The sequence below is a fragment of the Frateuria aurantia DSM 6220 genome (genome assembly GCF_000242255.2).
Taxonomy (GTDB): domain Bacteria; phylum Pseudomonadota; class Gammaproteobacteria; order Xanthomonadales; family Rhodanobacteraceae; genus Frateuria; species Frateuria aurantia.
This window is the reverse complement of sequence record NC_017033.1, coordinates 3,172,084-3,186,568: the sequence shown is the minus strand read 5'-3', so window position 1 is coordinate 3,186,568 and position 14,485 is coordinate 3,172,084. Positions and strand designations below refer to the sequence as shown.

General features: G+C 63.7%; 11 protein-coding genes. 4 read left to right on the top strand and 7 right to left on the bottom strand.

What is annotated here, in order from left to right:
• Positions 1–233: 233 nt before the first annotated feature.
• On the bottom strand, positions 234–2,999 hold the full coding sequence (gene polA / locus FRAAU_RS14565) for a DNA polymerase I (RefSeq protein WP_041270618.1): 2,766 nt from the start codon (positions 2,997–2,999) through the stop codon (positions 234–236).
• 113 nt (positions 3,000–3,112) lie between these two features.
• Here polA and FRAAU_RS16665 point away from each other — a divergent pair, with 113 nt between their 5' ends.
• The 4 genes from FRAAU_RS16665 (at position 3,113) to FRAAU_RS14545 (ending at position 7,456) form a co-directional block, all read left to right on the top strand.
• Entirely contained in the window at positions 3,113–3,694 is a 582-nt protein-coding gene (locus tag FRAAU_RS16665) for a DUF2782 domain-containing protein (RefSeq protein WP_014404279.1), read from the top strand.
• A gap of 31 nt (positions 3,695–3,725) precedes the next feature.
• Positions 3,726–4,151 carry an EamA family transporter gene (locus FRAAU_RS14555; RefSeq protein ID WP_014404278.1) on the top strand — a complete coding sequence of 142 codons (426 nt, stop codon included), beginning with the start codon at positions 3,726–3,728 and terminating at the stop codon, positions 4,149–4,151.
• A gap of 740 nt (positions 4,152–4,891) precedes the next feature.
• A complete protein-coding gene (locus FRAAU_RS14550) occupies positions 4,892–6,199 on the top strand; it encodes an MFS transporter (protein ID WP_014404277.1) in 1,308 nt (435 codons plus the stop codon).
• A gap of 276 nt (positions 6,200–6,475) precedes the next feature.
• Positions 6,476–7,456, top strand: coding sequence for a bile acid:sodium symporter family protein (locus FRAAU_RS14545; protein ID WP_014404276.1), 981 nt, complete (start codon positions 6,476–6,478; stop codon positions 7,454–7,456).
• A gap of 997 nt (positions 7,457–8,453) precedes the next feature.
• Here FRAAU_RS14545 and purH read toward each other — a convergent pair.
• From purH to accB, 6 genes are all read right to left on the bottom strand, one after another.
• Positions 8,454–10,064, bottom strand: a complete 1,611-nt coding sequence (gene purH, locus FRAAU_RS14540; RefSeq protein WP_014404275.1) for a bifunctional phosphoribosylaminoimidazolecarboxamide formyltransferase/IMP cyclohydrolase — start codon at positions 10,062–10,064, stop codon at positions 8,454–8,456.
• A gap of 101 nt (positions 10,065–10,165) precedes the next feature.
• The gene (locus FRAAU_RS14535) at positions 10,166–10,465 is read right to left on the bottom strand and encodes a helix-turn-helix domain-containing protein (RefSeq protein WP_014404274.1); all 300 of its coding nucleotides are present in this window, start codon (positions 10,463–10,465) and stop codon (positions 10,166–10,168) included.
• Between the two features lie 218 nt (positions 10,466–10,683).
• A complete protein-coding gene (locus tag FRAAU_RS16660; protein ID WP_014404273.1) occupies positions 10,684–11,562 on the bottom strand; it encodes a zinc-ribbon and DUF3426 domain-containing protein in 879 nt (292 codons plus the stop codon).
• A 23-nt stretch (positions 11,563–11,585) separates the two neighbouring features.
• On the bottom strand, positions 11,586–12,506 hold the full coding sequence (gene prmA / locus FRAAU_RS14525; protein WP_014404272.1) for a 50S ribosomal protein L11 methyltransferase: 921 nt from the start codon (positions 12,504–12,506) through the stop codon (positions 11,586–11,588).
• A gap of 114 nt (positions 12,507–12,620) precedes the next feature.
• Positions 12,621–13,991 (bottom strand): acetyl-CoA carboxylase biotin carboxylase subunit, encoded by a 1,371-nt coding sequence (gene accC, locus FRAAU_RS14520; RefSeq protein WP_014404271.1) that lies wholly within the window; start codon positions 13,989–13,991, stop codon positions 12,621–12,623.
• Positions 13,992–14,005: 14 nt separating this feature from the next.
• On the bottom strand, positions 14,006–14,470 hold the full coding sequence (gene accB / locus FRAAU_RS14515; RefSeq protein WP_014404270.1) for an acetyl-CoA carboxylase biotin carboxyl carrier protein: 465 nt from the start codon (positions 14,468–14,470) through the stop codon (positions 14,006–14,008).
• Positions 14,471–14,485: the final 15 nt, after the last annotated feature.

Genomic DNA, 14,485 nt, shown 5'->3' with positions numbered 1-14,485 from the left:
CAAGGGGGAGGCCTCCGGGGATGGGGGACCAGGATCTGGGGGGGATCACTGGCCATGCTGGCGCAGGCAGCACCAGGGGAAGTGTGCCTGCACCGGATCATCAGGCAGGGGAACCGAATGATCCTTGAACGCCGTTGCGTGCGTTCAGAAGATTAGAGGGGCGTGGTGCCGGAAAGTTGCCTGTGCCGGGCGGGTCTGGTTATTCGCGATTCAGCATTCCGCCACGCCTCCCCTCAATGGGCCTCGTCCCAGTTGGCACCGATTCCGACGTCGACCACCAGCGGCACTTCCAGCTGCGCCGCCTGGCTCATCGCTTCGACGACCGCGGCCTGCACCGCTTCGATCGCATCGGCGCGCACCTCGAATACCAGTTCATCGTGTACCTGCATGATCATGCGCGCGTCATCACGACCCTGCAGCCAGGCGGCGACCTTGATCATGGCCCGCTTGATGATGTCCGCCGCGGTGCCTTGCATCGGCGCATTGACCGCGGCACGCTCGGCACCGGCCCGCAATCCCTGCTGGCGAGCCTTGATATTGGGCAGATACAGGCGTCGCCCGAACAGGGTCTGCACATAGCCATCGCGTTGGGCATCCTGGCGGGTCCGGTCCATGAAATCGCGGACGGCGGGATAACGGGCAAAATAGGCGCTCATGTAGTCGGCCGCTTCGCGCTGGCCCACGCCGAGTTGTCTGGCCAGACCGAAGGCGCTCATGCCGTACATCAGACCGAAATTGATGGCCTTGGCCGCACGACGCTGATCGCTGCTGACCGCCTCGACCGGAACCCCGAAGACTTCGGCGGCGGTGGCCCGATGCACGTCCTCGCCCGCCTTGAAGGCGGCCAGCAGACCCGGGTCGGCCGATAGATGGGCCATGATCCGCAACTCGATCTGGGAGTAGTCGGCGGCCATGATCCGCCAGCCGTCGGGGGCGATGAAGGCTTTTCGAATGCGTCGACCCTCACGGGTGCGCACCGGAATATTCTGCAGGTTGGGATCCGAAGATGACAGCCGGCCGGTGGCTACGGCGCCCTGGTGATAGCTGGTGTGGACTCGCCCGGTATGGGGGTTCACCATCTGCGGCAGCTTCTCGGTATAGGTCGAGCGCAACTTGGCCAGCCCCCGGTAGTCCAGGATCAGGCGAGGCAGCGGATGGCTGTCGGCGATGGCTTCCAGGGCCTCCTCGTTGGTGGAGGGCTGGCCCTTGGGGGTTTTCAGCTTTGCATCCAGGCCCAGCTCGTCGAACAGCACCGCCTGCAACTGCTTGGGCGAATCCAGGTTGAAGGCATGCCCTGCCTCGGCATGGGCCTTGGCTTGCAGCTCCAGAATCCGCTTGCCCAGTTCGCTGCTCTGGCGGCGCAACTCCTCGACATCGATCAATACACCTTGCTGCTCGATGCCGGCCAGTACCGGCACCAGCGGCATTTCGATCTCGTCATACACTTTGCGCAGGGCGGGCTCGGATTCCAGTTTCGGCCACAGGGCCTGATGCAGGCGCAAGGTGATGTCGGCATCTTCCGAGGCGTAACGTGAGGCCGTGTCCAGATCGATCTGCGAGAACAGTTTCTGCTTGGCACCCTTGCCGACGACATCCTCGAACTTCACCGTGTCGTGCCCCAGATAGAGCCTGGCCAGCGAGTCCATGTCATGGCGGGTCGCGGTGGCATTCCATATATAGGACTCCAGCATCGAATCATGGCGCAGTCCCTGCAGCCGGATGCCGTATCGACTCAGGATGTTCATGTCGTACTTGGCATGCTGGCCCAGCTTGGCCAGCTCAGGGTTCTCCAGCAGCGGGCGCAGCTGGTCCAGTACCTCCTGCATCGGCAGCTGCTCGGGAGGCCGGCCGGCCTCCGGTTCCAGACCCAGCTGCAGTCCATCCGCCGGGGTCTGGGGATCGACATGGGCCAGCGGGATATAGCAGGCCTCGCCGGGGGCCACGGCCAGGCTGATACCGACCAGCTCGGCCTGCATCGAGTCCAGACCGGTGGTTTCCGTGTCGATGGCCAGCAGCGAGGCGGTACGGGCCTTGTCCAGCCACGTCTGCAAGGTCTCGGGCCGGGTGACCAGACTGTATTGCACCTTGACCGGTGCGGAGGCGGGGCTGGGCGAGGCAGGCGCCGACGCTGTTTCGGCTGCGGCCGGCATCGCCACATCGCCATCCAGTTCCCGCAAACCCTGCTTGAAATCGTAGCGGGTATAAAGCGCATGCAGGCGGTCACGGTCGGGCTGGCCCAGCACAAAGCTGGTAACCACGCCATCCAGGGGGACATCGGTCTTGATGGTTACCAGCTGGCGCGACAAGGCCAGGCCCGGCAGGGCCTCGCGCAGCGATTCGCCGATCTTGCCCTTGATGTCGCCGGCATGCGCGATCACGCCGTCCAGGCTCTGATATTCCGCCAGCCATTTGGCCGCGGTCTTGGGGCCGCATTTGGGTACGCCGGGGATATTGTCCGAGGTATCGCCGGTCAAGCTGAGGAAGTCGATGATCTGGTCCGGCCGCACGCCGAACTTGGCCATCACGGCGGCGTCGTCCATGGTGGTCTGGGTCATCGTGTTGACCAGCGAGATCCCGGGGCGGACCAGCTGGGCCAGATCCTTGTCGCCGGTGGAGATGATCACCTCGATGTCATGCGCGTGGGCCTGCAGGGCCAGGGTGCCGATCACGTCGTCGGCTTCGACGCCGGCTATCCTGAGGATCGGCACGCCCAGAGCGGCCACGATATCCAGCATCGGCTGGATCTGCGCCCTCAGATCATCCGGCATCGGCGGCCTTTGCGCCTTGTACTGGGGATATTGCTGATGACGAAAGGTCGGGCCGGAAGCATCGCTGACGAATACCAGATATTCGGGGCGTGCCGCCAGCGCGGATCGCAGCATGTTGACCACGCCGAACAGGGCGCCGGTCGGTTCGCCCTGGGCATTGGTCAAGGGCGGCAGCGCGTGGAAGGCGCGGTAGAGATAGGAGGAACCGTCAATCAGGATTAGCTTGCTCATGGCGGCATTCTCGCATGGCCGGACGACAGTCACGAATGATGCACACTTGTAAGAGTGTTCGGCCCGGGCTTGCAGTACCATAGGCGCCTGAAGTTCGGCTACGGGATACTGCCATGCGCAAGGCTGCGTTGTTGATTGCTTTTTCCGGTCTGCTGGCCGGGCCTGCCCTGGGTCTGGCCCAGTCCGCGTCGACGGCGACCTCGCCGCAGTTTGCGCCGCCGCCGCCGCCGCCCGGCATGAATGATCCCGGCGTCGATGCGAGCAAGCCGGCGGGGAAGGTCGCCGCAAGCTCCGGCAGCCACAGCAGTACCGACATGTCGGCCATCACGGTGCCCAGACCGGAGCGGGGCGAGATGTCGCCGGCCAGTCTGACACCGACCCGGATGGGCAGCGCTCCCGTGGTCCGTGATCCGGCGCATCCCGATGGTGCGCCGGCGGATGATCAGGCCGACGTGCAGACCAGCAAGCAGGGCGAGAATACGGTCCAGGAATTTCGTCGTGCCGGTCAGGTCTACATGGTCGTGATCACGCCGCGGTACGGGCCGCCGCAGACCTATTATGTCCATCCTCGCGATGCCGCCACCAACAATGGCGGCAGCAATGTGCGGCCGCCGATGTATACCTTGTTCCAATGGGGCAAGCCGCAGAAGCCGGTGGATCCCAACCATCCCGATGACAGCGATGACGGCGACTGATGCCATCGGCCGGTCTTCGCGCTGAAGGTCCTTGACCGCGCCTTGGTGGTGGTTCGCGCTGGGCTCGGCGGTGTTTGCCGCTTTGACGGCCTTGCTTGGCAAGGTTGGCGTGGCCGGCCTGCCCTCCAATCTGGCAACGTTGATTCGAACCCTGGTGGTGATCGTGGTCACGATCATCCTGATCACGGTTCGCGATGAATGGCGGCGTCCGGCGACGATTTCCTGGACCAGCTGGATGGCCTTGATACTCTCCGGTGCCGCCACCGGCCTTTCCTGGCTATGCTATTTCCGTGCCTTGTCGATGGCCCCGCTCAGCCGGGTCGCACCGCTGGACAAGTTGAGCGTGGCCTTGGTGATACTGTTCGGCATCGTGTTTCTGGGGGAGCGTCCGAGTGTGCCCCATTTGCTGGGGGGCGGGCTGATCGTTCTGGGCGTTCTGATGCTCGCCTGTTTTTGATGGCAGCGGCTGGGCACCGTTGCCCATGTCGTTCATGATGCTTTCCCGATAGGCGGCATCCGCAGGCCGGCCTGGTCATCCGGCATGGCCGACCCCGAACCTCCCTTCAATGCTTGCCACCCACTCGCTGCCAGCTTTCCTGACGATGCGGGCAGGTCGCGCCCTCCCTGAAGTCCAGTCATAGTCCAGCAACTTCCGGCTGGTGGATGGCCTGGCCGGCGAGACCGGGCCGGGGGCGCTGGCCAGTATCCGGCAGCGGCCCATCGCGATCCGGTCAGAACGGGCATGTCGGCTCGCCGAGTACGGAGATGCAGGCCGTGACACGACGCGATCCTTTGTCGGATGCATTTCACGGTTGACTCAGTCCATGCCTGCACGAAATGGAGGTATTTCTTCCATGCGGTAGTGTGTCGCATTCAGGGCGCTCGGTCGGCGGGTGATTCAGTGAGCGCCAATGTCCTCTATCCCCCTGAGACAGACGGGTTTGCAGTCGCTACACGCGTCTTCCCTGCAGTTTTTGATGGAGGCGTCCGGACGTCTTGTCCATTCACTCATGGTGCAGCAAGGGTTCAGTGTTTCATCACCTCTTGTTAGGCTGGTCGGCCGAAGCAGTGGTTGTTCCATGCTGCTTCGGCATTCATGGGGTTGGCGTTGTTTCGTTTTTATTTTATTTGGACGTCCATGATTTGGACGTCCGATGCGGACGCCCTGCGGACCACAAGTCATCAGGAGTTACAATTTTGAATTCTGCAATGCGCAATGCGGCAAGTGGTGAGCACTGGCTTGACCGCATCGGTATCCCGAAGCATCTGGCCTTCGGTTTTCTCGGCCTTCTGCTGTTCATGATCGGCGATGGTGTCGAAGCCGGCTATCTGACGCCCTTCATCACCTCCATGCATCTGCCGCTGTCGTCGGCGGCACTGATGTTCACCATGTATGGCGTCACCGTCTGTATTTCCTCCTGGTTGTCAGGGGCGCTCTCCGATATTTTCGGGCCGAAGCGGGTGATGTGGGTCGGACTGGCCATCTGGGCCTTCTTTGAAGTGATCTTCCTCGTCTTTGGTGCGGCCAAGGGCAATTACGAAGTCATGCTGATTGCCTATACCTTGCGTGGCTTTGGCTATCCGCTGTTCGCCTTCGGTTTTCTGGTGTGGATTGCCGCGGCGACACCCTCCAGTCGGCTGGGTTCGGCTGTGGGCTGGTTCTGGTTTGCTTTTGCCGGTGGTCTGCCGACCCTGGGTTCCCTGTTCGCCTCGATCACGATTCCGCTGATCGGCCAGATGGCCACCTTCTGGTGCTCTCTGGGACTGGTGGTGACCGGTGGTCTGATCACCCTGATCGGCACCCGTGATCATCGTGGTCTGCAGCGTGCGGAAGGTGCCAGCGAGAATCCGCTGAAGGTGGCCTTCGGCAGCATCTCGATCATGTGGCAGGAGCCTCGCGTGGCGATGGGCGGCATCGTGCGGATGATCAATACCTCCTCCGAATATGCCTTTCTGGTGATCATGCCCGGCTTCTTCACCCAGGTCATCGGTTTCTCGCTGACCGAATGGCTGCAGCTGCTGTCGGTCATGTTCATCAGCAATACCATCTGCAGCCTGCTGGCCGGTATCGGCGCTGACCGTTACGGCTATCGCCGGGTGATCGGGTTCCTGGGTGGTATCGGTTCGGCGATCTCGGTTCCGTTGTTCTTCTATATGCCGCAGTTCTTCAAGGACAACTTTGCCGTCGCCGCCGTGTTCGGCATCTTCTATGGCTTGACCTTGGGCAGCTTTACTCCGATGTCGGCACTGATGCCGCTGCTGACCCCCCGTCGCAAGGCCGCTGCGCTGTCGATCCTGGGTCTGGGCGCCGGTGCCAGCACCTGGTTCGGTCCGGGGATCGTCTCGATCTTCGAGGGTTCGGTGGGCATCAAGGGTGTGATCTGGATCTTTTCGGGCCTGTATGTGGTCAGCGCGATCCTGACCCGCTTCCTGGTAATGGCGCCGGAGTCCGAGCGCAAGGCGGCGGAAGTCGAAAGCCAGAGTGGTGCCGTGCTGGCGCACTGATTTCGCAGCCAGCAAGCCCATTCCACCCCGGGGAGTCTCTCCCCGGGGTTTTTTATGTCTGCTGATTGAGCCGGCTGCAGTGCGGGGAGATGGCAGGAGCCCTGCGAATCAGAGGGTGGGTCTTTGCTGGCGGGCGTGGCCGGGCATTCCGGGGAAGCCCGTGCTAACGTGCTCGGCAGCTGAGCCGGTCGGCAGCGTATTTCACCGGGCGTATCTCCCTGCCTCAGGGGTGGATCCGGGCTGCGGCGGGGTCGTTTGATTGCCATGGGAATCAACATGTCATTGCGTCGTTTTCTGCCTGATCGCTTTACCTGCCTGCTGGTCTCCATGGTGCTGCTGGCCAGTTTCGTGCCCTGTCACGGCCGCGGTACGCAGATCTTCAATGCCTTGACCGATGTGGCGATCGGTCTGCTTTTCTTTTTGCACGGAGCCAAGCTGTCTCGCCAGGCCGTGGTGGCGGGCCTGACCCACTGGCGTCTGCATCTGCTGGTGCTGGCCAGCACGTTTGTGCTGTTTCCCTTGCTGGGCCTGTTACTGAAGCCGTTGCTGCAGCCGCTGATCACACCGGACCTCTATCTTGGGGTTTTGTTCTTGTGCACCTTGCCTTCGACGGTACAGTCTTCGATCGCCTTCACCTCGATCGCCGGCGGCAATGTGTCGGCAGCGGTCTGTGCGGCTTCGGCTTCCAGCATGCTGGGCATTTTCATCACGCCCTTGCTGGTGGGGCTGGTGGTGCATGTGCACGGTGCCGGCGGCATGTCCTGGCATTCGCTGTTCGAGATCGTGATGCAGCTGCTGGTGCCGTTCGTGGCCGGCCAGATCGCCCAGCGCTGGATCGGGGGCTGGGTGGCCGCGCACCGGCCCTTGCTGGCCATTGTCGATCAGGGTTCGATCCTGCTGGTGGTGTATACCGCCTTCAGTGCCGCCGTACTGCAGGGGCTGTGGCATCAGGTTCCCGGGCCGGTCTTGCTGGGTCTGCTGGTCGTGGATGCGGTGCTGCTGGCCATCGTGCTGGTGCTGACCCGCTATGGGGCGAGGTGGCTGGGTTTTTCGCGGGAAGATGAAATCGTGATCACTTTCTGCGGTTCCAAGAAGAGTCTCGCCAGCGGGGTGCCGATGGCGCGAGTCTTGTTCGGCAGCCATCCCTTGGGAGCCATCGTGCTGCCGATGATGTTGTTCCACCAGATGCAGCTGATGATCTGTGCCGTGCTGGCCCGCCGCTATGCCCGCAGGGGGCGGAGTTCGGTCGAAGTCTGAGCAGGCTTGCCCGGGAAACCGGGCTGGGGCGCGCTTGCAGTCCGTAAGGACTGGCCATGGCCGTTGCTCCCGATATCGTTGACCAGACCTCGATCCGACGGTCGTTTTGCGGCAGGGCAGATCGCTCGGGGCTTTGCGGCACCGTGATGTTCAAGAGCCATGACACCGATTCCATTGTCCTTCGGACGCCGCCGGCAGCCCGTCAGGTCGGTGCAGGTATTTTCCGGTGGGCGGACAAAGAAAACCCCGGGGGCCAGGGGAAGGGCGCCCGGGGTTCTGTTAGACAGCGCTCCAGGCCCATAAAGACCTGTCATGGTCGCTGTCCCTAGGATCGTTGATTGATCTTCGATCCGACGGTCGCCTCACGGCGATGCGCAGAGTTTAGTCCTCTGTGCCTTCAATATGTTCACTTCGCCATTATATCGATTCAGTTTCCGTTTCCTTTTCGCCGCAGCCAGCTGCCCGCAGCATGATCGGGCGCCGGATTTTCCGGTTGACGGGCAAAGAAAACCCCGGGGGCCAGGGGAAGGGCGCCCGGGGTTCTGTTAGACAGTGCTCCAGGCCCATAAAGACCTGTCATGGCCGCTGTCCCTGGGATCGTTGACTGGTCTTCGATCCGACGGTCGCCTCACGGCGATGCGCAGAGTTTAGTCCACTGCATCGCCATTATGTTCCATATCCTGTGGCAACGATTCAGTTTCCATTACCTTTTCGCCGCAGTCAGCTGACCTTGCATGGGCAGGGATTTTACGGGTGTGGACAAAGAAAACCCCGGGGGCCGGGAAAGGCGCCCGAGGTCTTGTTGGACAGTGCCTGAAAACGATGACGACCTGTTGTTGCAGCCATGCCTGAGATCCTCTGGAGAGGGCCAGGTCCGACCGTCGGCCTCGCGGCGATGCGGCGCGTGTCGCTCTTTGCGAGAGGAGGCTGCCGTCGCGCCGTGAGGTCGGCCCAGTCTCTTTTTCCTTTCGTCGGCGCGAGTCTGAGCAGGTCCGGCTCAGTGCCTGAAGTGGCGCATGCCGGTGAAGACCATGGCCATGCCATGTTCATCCGCGGCGGCGATCACCTCCGCGTCGCGCATCGAGCCGCCCGGCTGGATCACGGCGCTGATGCCGGCGGCGGCGGCGGCATCGATACCGTCGCGGAACGGGAAGAACGCATCGCTGGCCATCACCGAGCCACGGACTTCCAGGCCTTCGTCGGCCGCCTTGATGCCGGCGATCCGGGCGCTGTAGACGCGGCTCATCTGACCGGCGCCAATGCCGATGGTCTGACGGTTGCGGGCATAGACGATGGCATTGGACTTCACGAACTTGGCCACCTTCCAGGCGAAGATCAGATCCTCGATCTGCTGCGGGGTCGGAGCCAGCTTGGTGACGATTTTCAGGTCATCGGCCTGGATCATGCCGGTATCGGCGCTCTGGATCAGCAGGCCCGAGCCCACCCGCTTGCTGTGGTTGCCCGGATGGGCCACGAGCAGGTCGGTGCCTTCGGGCAGGGGAATTTCCAGCACTCGCACATTGCCCTTCTTGCTGAAAGCCTGCAGTGCTTCCTCGCTGTAGGCCGGGGCCAGCACCACTTCCAGAAACTGGCGAGCGACGATGGTCTGTGCGGTCGCGCCGTCCACTTCCCGGTTGAAGGCGATGATGCCGCCGAATGCCGATGTCGGGTCTGTCTGGTAGGCCAGCTCATAAGCCTGGCCGATGCCCTCCTGACTGACGGCCACGCCGCAGGGATTGGCATGCTTGACGATGACGCAGGCGGGCTTGACGAAGGCGCGTACACACTCCCAGGCCGCATCGGCGTCGGCGATATTGTTGAACGACAGCTCCTTGCCTTGCAGCTGGCGGAAGGTGGCCAGTGTGCCCGGAGCGGGATGCAGATCGCGATAGAAGGCCGCCTGCTGGTGGGGATTCTCGCCGTAGCGCAGATCCGTGACTTTCTCGAAACGGCTGTTGATCTGGGCCGGGAAGTTTTCGTGGCCGGCAATGGCGGTCAGCGTTTCGTCCAGCTGCAGAGCGGACAGATAATCGCTGATCGCGCCGTCGTAGTTGGCGACATTGTTGAAGGCCGCCACGGCCAGCTTGAAGCGGCTGGCACGGCTCAGGCCGCCATCGGCCTCGATTTCGGCCAGGGCAGCCTCGTATTGGGCCGGGGAGGTCAGTACGCCGACATCGTTCCAGTTCTTGGCTGCCGAGCGCAGCATGGCCGGACCGCCGATATCAATGTTCTCGATCGCATCCTCAAGCGTGCAGCCGGGCTTGGCGACAGTGGCCTCGAAGGGATACAGATTCAGTACCAGCAGGTCGATGGGGGCGATCGCCTGGGCCTGCATCACGGCATCGTCGGTGCCACGGCGCCCCAGCAGGCCGCCGTGGATGGCCGGATGCAAGGTCTTTACGCGACCATCCATGATTTCCGGAAAACCGGTGTGGGCACTGACCTCGGTCACCGGGATGCCGGCCTCGCGCAGAGCCTTGGCGGAGCCGCCGGTGGAAAGCAGTTCGATCTGACAGGCCGCCAGCCGGCGGGCCAGCTCCAGCAGTCCTTGCTTGTCGGAAACGCTCAGCAGGGCGCGACGAATGGGAGTGGTCATGGAGGCTGGCATCGGCGGCAATCCGTGGGAAAGCTCTCGATTATAAGCCAGCCTGACGGTAGGGCGCTGCGTTCCGTCGTCGCCGGAACACGGCACGCCGTCGGCAGGCGAGATCAGCCCAGGCCGTACTGGCTCAATTTCTTGCGCAGAGTGGCGCGGTTGATGCCCAGTGCGGTGGCGGCACGGCTCTGGTTGCCGTCATGCCAGGCCAGTACTTCGCGCAGCAAGGGGGCTTCCAGTTCGCGGATGAACAGCGAATACAGACCTTCGGCGCAGGGGGTGTCACCGATATCGCTCAGATAGCGGCGGGCCGCCCGGCTGACGGCTTCGCTCAACGCACTCTGAGGCAGGCCTGGTTCCAGGGTGGTTTCAGCGGCCCCGACAATAGGCAGGCTGGCGGCATTCACGGGCATATCCCCTCGTTGTTCCTTACGGTGGCTACATAGGCCCCGCTGATTCGTGGTATTGGAGTGTGATCGCCTGCGTGACGGCAAGGGCCGGGCGCGAAGGCTGGAGTCGTCGAAGCGGAGACTCCGAGAAGAGAGAGTCTACCTTTACCGGCGTGTAATTTTAAGCCCTTGTGGTCAATCCGTGCTCACCTTGCCACGGGCTCAGTCGCGTCCGGGAGGGCTCAGCGGAAGTGGAGGCCAAAGCTGCTGGCGGCCGTGCCGGGATCATCCATCTGCAGTGAAATGGTCAGTTCGGCTGCGGGCTGCAGGCCCTGGTCCGGCCTCGGGACGTGTCCCAGATAAGTCTCGGGCCGAAAGTCCCGCGAGGCCAGAGGGTGGCCGTCGCGGCCTTGCAGCTGCACGTTGACGATGGGGTAGGGCTGGGTGAACCAGGCGTTGTTGCGCAGACTGAGATTGATCGCCAGCTGCCCCGGATGCTGGGGATTGGCGCGGACATCGCGGGCCAGCAGCTGCAGCCTGCGGCTGTCGCGCAGAATGGGCAGGCGGCAGCCGCTGACCGAGCAGAGCCAGGCCATGCCTGGACCGGTCAAGGGCAATCGGGTCAACGGTCTGCGCAGCCCCCAGGCGCCAAAGGCGAGCAGCAGCAGAGCTGCGGCGCCGATCGCCAGATGACGCCAGCGCCGACGGGCTGCGGAGCCGGACTGGCGGACAAAATCGGGAACAAAGGTCCGGGCGGGCGCCTCTTCGCTGACGGCCGGCTGGCGCAGCAGCAAGGCACTGGCGGCCACCGGTCCGGCGGTGACCGGGTCCTGGATCGTTTCGCCGGCGCGGGGGGCGACGTCGGGCCTTGCAGGGATGGCCGGCTCGGTACGGATGGGCGCAGGCTGGCTGTTCAGCAAGGGCAGTTCGTTGCTGACCGGGTAGGGCTTGCGTGGCCCCGGCAGACCGGCGGCATTCAATGCCAGGCGGGCGAGTGCATCGAAACTGGCGTGGCAGTGTCCGCAAACTGCGCGGCCACGGGCCTGCGCCAGCTGATGCAGGGTGACATCCAGCACCTGCTGGCACTGCGGGCACTGGGTGCTGAGCGGGTTGGAGGTCATGGCCGGGGTGTGTCGGTCCGGACTCAGGCGCCGTGACGGCGGCGTCCGCTGATGCGGACCCAGTCTTCGCGGCGCTCGGCCTGCAGTTCGTCGAACCACTCGGCATAACGCTCCAGCAGACCGGCTTCCTGTTCGGCGAGAATGCCGGAAATGGCCAGACGCCCGCCGGGGCAGGTCAGGCGGGCGAAATCCGGCGCCAGTGCCGCCAGCGGGCCGGCGAGAATATTGGCGACCATCACTTCGGCCGGCTCGACCTGGGCAGCGGCCTGCGGTCCCGCTTCGACGGACAGCCGTTGCAGGCGCTCGCCCACTGCATTGCGTTCGGCATTGTCCGCCGTGGCGCTGAGCGCCTGCGGATCATTGTCGATAGCCAGGGCGGAGGCGGCCCCCAGCTTCAGTGCAGCAATGGCCAGAATGCCCGAGCCGCAGCCGAAATCGATGACCCGACGCCCCTGCAGATCCTGGGCGTCCAGCCACTCCAGGCACAGGGCGGTGGTGGGATGCGTGCCGCTGCCGAAGGCCAGGCCCGGGTCCAGGCGCACCACGACGGTATCGTCAGCGTCCGGCGGCTCGATATTCCAGGGATAGATCCACAGCCGCTGGCCGAACTGCATGGGCTGGTACTGGTCCATCCAGGCCCGTTCCCAGTCCTGATCCTCGACGGTACTGAAATGCAGGCTGGCGGCGTCCAATGCCGGCAGCAGTTCGTGCAGTGCGGCGCTCAGGCCGCGCTGATCGGTGCCATCCTCGAACAAGGCCTGCATGGTGATGCTGGCCCACAACGGCAGCTCCCCGACACCGGGTTCGAAAATGGCCTGCTCGTCCGGCGTTTCGGCATCGGCATCACGCAGGGTGACCGACAAGGCGCCCAGCTCTTCAAGCGCAGCTTCCGCGCGCGGTTGCTGGGAAGCCTGCAGGGTCAGGGATAGTTCAAGCCAGGGCATGGATGTATTCGTCGGGAGTGCTCAGTCCGCCAAGATGGCGGGTACTCGCGGCGAGGTCAATAGGGCAGAACAACGCCCGTCTCCGGCCGGGCCGGAGACGGGCAGGCGCGGCGATCAGTGCCCGCCGGCGTCTTTCTTCATTTCCGCCATCCGCTTTTCCAGATAGTGGATGTTCTTGCCGCCGGCCTGGAAGCCGGTATCGGCCATGATCCGCTGCTGCAGTGGAATATTGCACTTCACGCCTTCGATCACGGTTTCGCCCAGGGCGATCTGCATGCGGGCGATGGCCGTGGCGCGGTCCGGGCCGTGCACGATCAGCTTGCCGATCATCGAGTCATAGTTGGGCGGGATCTTGTAGCCGCCATAGATATGCGTGTCGACCCGCACACCCGGGCCGCCCGGTGCTTCAAAGGCGGTGATGGTGCCGGGCGAGGGCATGAAACTGTCCGGATCCTCGGCGTTGACGCGGCATTCGATGGCATGTCCCCGCAGCACGATGTCTTCCTGGCGCAGCGAAAGCGGCTCGCCACCGGCGATCAGCAGCTGCTCGCGGACCAGATCCACGCCGGTGACCATTTCCGTGACCGGATGTTCGACCTGGATGCGGGTATTCATCTCGATAAAGTAGAAGCGGCCGTCTTCGTACAGGAACTCGAAGGTGCCGGCACCACGGTAGCCGATGCGCAGGCAGGCCTCGACGCAGACACGGCCGATCTCGTCGCGGACGGCGGGGGTGATGCCGGGGGCGGGCGCTTCCTCGACGACTTTCTGGTGGCGGCGCTGCATCGAGCAGTCGCGCTCGCCCAGATGGATGGCGTGCCCCTGGCCATCGGCCAGTACCTGGATTTCCACGTGACGCGGATTTTCCAGGAATTTTTCCATATAGACCTGACCATTGCCGAAGGCTGCCTTGGCCTCGGACTTGGTCAGGGCAATCGACTGCACCAAGTGTTCGGCATCACGGACCACGCGCATGCCGCGACCGCCACCACCGCCGGCGGCCTTGATGATCACCGGGTAGCCGATCTCGTCCGCGATCCGCAGATTCCGGGCCGGGTCTTCGTCCAGCGGACCGCCGGAGCCTGGCACGCAAGGCACGCCGGCGCTCTTCATCGCCTTGATGGCCTCGACCTTGTCGCCCATCAGGCGGATCACTTCGGCGGTGGGGCCGATAAACACAAAGCCGGATTTTTCCACCTGTTCGGCAAAATCGGCCCGCTCGGACAGAAAACCGTAGCCTGGATGAATCGCGGTGGCATCGGTGATTTCGGCGGCCGCGATCAGGCGCGGAATGTTCAGATAGCTTTCGCCGGCGGCCGGCGGGCCGATGCAGATCGACTCGTCGGCCAGGCCGACGTGCTTGAGATTGCGATCGGCGGTGGAGTGGACGGCCACCGTTCTGATTCCCAGGGCCTGACAGGCGCGCAGGATTCGCAGGGCGATCTCGCCGCGATTGGCGATGACGACTTTTTCTAGCTTGGGCATCGTGGCGTCGCCGTTCAGCTGATGATGAACATGGGTTCGTCGAATTCCACCGACTGCCCGTTTTCAATCAGGATGGCCTGGATGGTGCCCGCGACCTCGGCTTCGATCTGGTTGAACATCTTCATGGCCTCGATGATGCCCAGGGTGTCGCCGACCTTGACCTGCTGACCGACCTTGGCAAAGGCCGGGGCCTCGGGAGAGGCGGCGCTGTAGAAGGTGCCGACCATCGGGGCCTTGATCACGGTGCCGGCCGGCAGGCTGGAGGTCGCCGGCACAGCCGGTGTCGCGGCTGGCGGGGCCGGTGCCGCGACCGATGTCGCGACTGGTGCCGCTGCCACCGGCGGTGGTGCCGCGATGGCGATGCCACCCTTGGGTACCCGTGACAGGCGTACGACTTCCTCGCCTTCCTTGATTTCCAGCTCGGACAGATTGGATTCCTCGAGGAGGTCAATCAGCTTCTTGATCTTGCGTAGATCCATGGGAGAACCCTTGTG

Excerpts from the sequence above, each read along its gene's own strand:
- polA (WP_041270618.1), bottom strand. The coding sequence starts at position 2,999 with ATGAGCAAGCTAATCCTGATTGACGGTTCCTCCTATCTCTACCGCGCC.
- FRAAU_RS16665 (WP_014404279.1), top strand. The coding sequence starts at position 3,113 with ATGCGCAAGGCTGCGTTGTTGATTGCTTTTTCCGGTCTGCTGGCCGGG.
- FRAAU_RS14545 (WP_014404276.1), top strand. The coding sequence starts at position 6,476 with ATGTCATTGCGTCGTTTTCTGCCTGATCGCTTTACCTGCCTGCTGGTC.
- purH (WP_014404275.1), bottom strand. The coding sequence starts at position 10,064 with ATGCCAGCCTCCATGACCACTCCCATTCGTCGCGCCCTGCTGAGCGTT.
- FRAAU_RS14535 (WP_014404274.1), bottom strand. The coding sequence starts at position 10,465 with ATGCCCGTGAATGCCGCCAGCCTGCCTATTGTCGGGGCCGCTGAAACC.
- FRAAU_RS16660 (WP_014404273.1), bottom strand. The coding sequence starts at position 11,562 with ATGACCTCCAACCCGCTCAGCACCCAGTGCCCGCAGTGCCAGCAGGTG.
- prmA (WP_014404272.1), bottom strand. The coding sequence starts at position 12,506 with ATGCCCTGGCTTGAACTATCCCTGACCCTGCAGGCTTCCCAGCAACCG.
- accC (WP_014404271.1), bottom strand. The coding sequence starts at position 13,991 with ATGCCCAAGCTAGAAAAAGTCGTCATCGCCAATCGCGGCGAGATCGCC.
- accB (WP_014404270.1), bottom strand. The coding sequence starts at position 14,470 with ATGGATCTACGCAAGATCAAGAAGCTGATTGACCTCCTCGAGGAATCC.